We start from the raw sequence: 2220 nt of genomic DNA, 5'->3' as shown, positions 1-2220 counted from the left end.
TTACCCGCAGCATCGGTCGCGGTGGCCGAGACCTGGGTATCGTCAGCGAGTACGGGCTCTGGCGTCACGCTCCAGGTGCCATCGCCGTCAGCAGAGGCGGTTTCATCTACCTCGCCATCACCATTGGTGTCGATAGTGACGGTGCTGCCCGCTTCAGCGGTGCCGGTAAGCTCGGTGCCATCGGTCGGATCGATGGTGGGCGCGTCCGGCGCCGTCTCGTCGATGGTCAGCGTGAAGGTCTCACTGGCATCAGAGGTATTGCCGGCGGCATCGGTGGCTTCGGCGGTGAAGCTGACATCGCCTTCGGCTAGTTCGGTCTCCGGTGTAAAGCTCCAACTGCCTTGATCATCGGCCTCAGTGGTGCCTACTGAGGTGTCGTTTTGGAAGATCTCAACCGTGCTGCCCGCTTCGGCACTACCGGTCAGTGTCGGCGTGAGATCGTTGGTGCTGTCGCCATCGGCCAGATCCTCGGTCAGCGGCTCAACATCGTCCGTTGCATTGGTGATGACCGGGGCATCTGGCGCGGTGGCATCCACGGTCTGCGTGGTCGGCTCACTCTTGTTGCCCGCCGCATCGGTCGCGGTGGCCGAGATCTCGGTGCCATCCTCGACCGGTGTCTGCGGTGTCACACTCCAGCTACCGTTTTCACCGACTGTGGCGGTTTCATCCGCTTCGCCATCACCATTGGTGTCGATAGTGACGGTGCTGCCCGCTTCAGCGGTGCCGGTAAGCTCGGTGCCATCGGTCGGATCGATGGTGGGCGCGTCCGGGGCCGTCTCGTCGATGGTCAACGTGAAGATATTACTATCCGGCGAGGTATTGCCGGCGGCGTCGGTGGCTTCGGCGGTGAAACTGACATCGCCTTCGGCCAGTTTGGTCTCCGGTGTAAAGCTCCATCTGCCTTGATCATCGGCCTCAGTGGTGCCTACTGAGGTGCCGTCCTGGAAGATCTCAATGGTGCTGCTGGCTTCGGCCGTGCCGGTCAGTGTCGGTGTGAGATCGTTGGTGCTGTCGCCGCTCCCTAGGTCATCGGTCAGCGGCTCAACATCGTCCGTCGCATTGGCGATGACCGGTGCATCCGGCGCGGTGACGTCGACGCTGACCGTCTCGGTGACCGGCGTCGCCGGGTTCCCGGCCAGGTCGGTGGCGTTGACCGTGATGGCGTTATCGCCCTCGGCCAGATCGACGGTGCCGTCGGGTAGCGTCCAGCTGTTGCCATCGATGGTCGCCGCGTAATCCGTGCCGTCGACCGTGACGGTCACCGTGGCGTCGGGATCATCGACGCTGCCGGACAGCGCTGGGCTGTCGTTGTTGATCGGGTCATCGACCGGGTTGAGCGTAATCACCGGTGGCGTCTGATCCAGCGTCGCGCTATCGGTCACCGTTCCGGTGTTGCCCGCGGCATCCGTGATAGAAAGCGTCGCAGTCAGCTCGCCATCGTCGAGACCGGAGAGGTCGGCGGTTGTGGTGAAGGAGCCGTCGTCGGCGAGATCGATGTCGCCGCCCTGAATCGTTACCGGATCGCCGCCGGCATCGCTGGTGACGGCGAGCGTGTCGATCGCCGCACCGTCCTCGACCTGGCCGGTGAGGGTAGCGGTATCGGCTTCGTCTGCTGAGAGCAGCGCGTCGTCATCGCTAACGATGGTGATGTCGTTGTTGCCGTCATTGGGCGCGGTGACGTCGACGCTGACCGTCTCGGTCACCAGCGTGGCTGGGTTCCCGGCCGGGTCGGTGGCGTTCACCGTGATGGCGTTGTCGCCCTCGGCCAGATCGACGGTGCCAGCCTCGAGAGACCAGGTCTCACCATCGACGGTCGCCGCGTAATCCATGCCGTCGACCGTGACGGTCACCGTGGCGTCGGGATCATCGACAGTGCCGGACAGCGCCGGGCTGTCGTTGTTGATCGGGTCATCGACCGGGTTGAGCGTAATCACCGGTGGCGTCTGATCCAGCGTCGCGCTATCGGTCACCGTTCCGGTATTGCCCGCCGCATCCGTGATAGAAAGCGTCGCAGTCAGCTCGCCGTCATCGAGGCCGGAGAGGTCGGCGGTGGTGGTGAACGAGCCGTCACTCTCCAGCGTAATGTCGTCGCCTTGAATCACCACCGGCTCGCCGCCGGCATCGCTGGCGACGTTAAGCGTGTCGATCGTCGCACCGTCCTCGACCTGGCCGGTGAGGGTGGCGGTATCGGCTTCAGCCGCGTTGTAGACATCGTCGGTG

Annotated in this window: 1 protein-coding gene; it reads right to left on the bottom strand. The window is 64.1% G+C overall.

Translation table 11 applies throughout. The features are described from left to right. Window positions 1-2220 (bottom strand): Ig-like domain-containing protein (locus tag OP496_RS17270; RefSeq protein ID WP_280565083.1); only part of this gene is annotated, 2220 nt, incomplete at both ends.

The sequence above is a fragment of the Chromohalobacter sp. 48-RD10 genome (assembly GCF_029889785.1).
In the GTDB taxonomy this organism is placed as follows: Bacteria; Pseudomonadota; Gammaproteobacteria; order Pseudomonadales; family Halomonadaceae; genus Chromohalobacter.
Note: the sequence above shows the minus strand (reverse complement) of the source record. Positions and strands in the feature narration are given on the sequence as shown.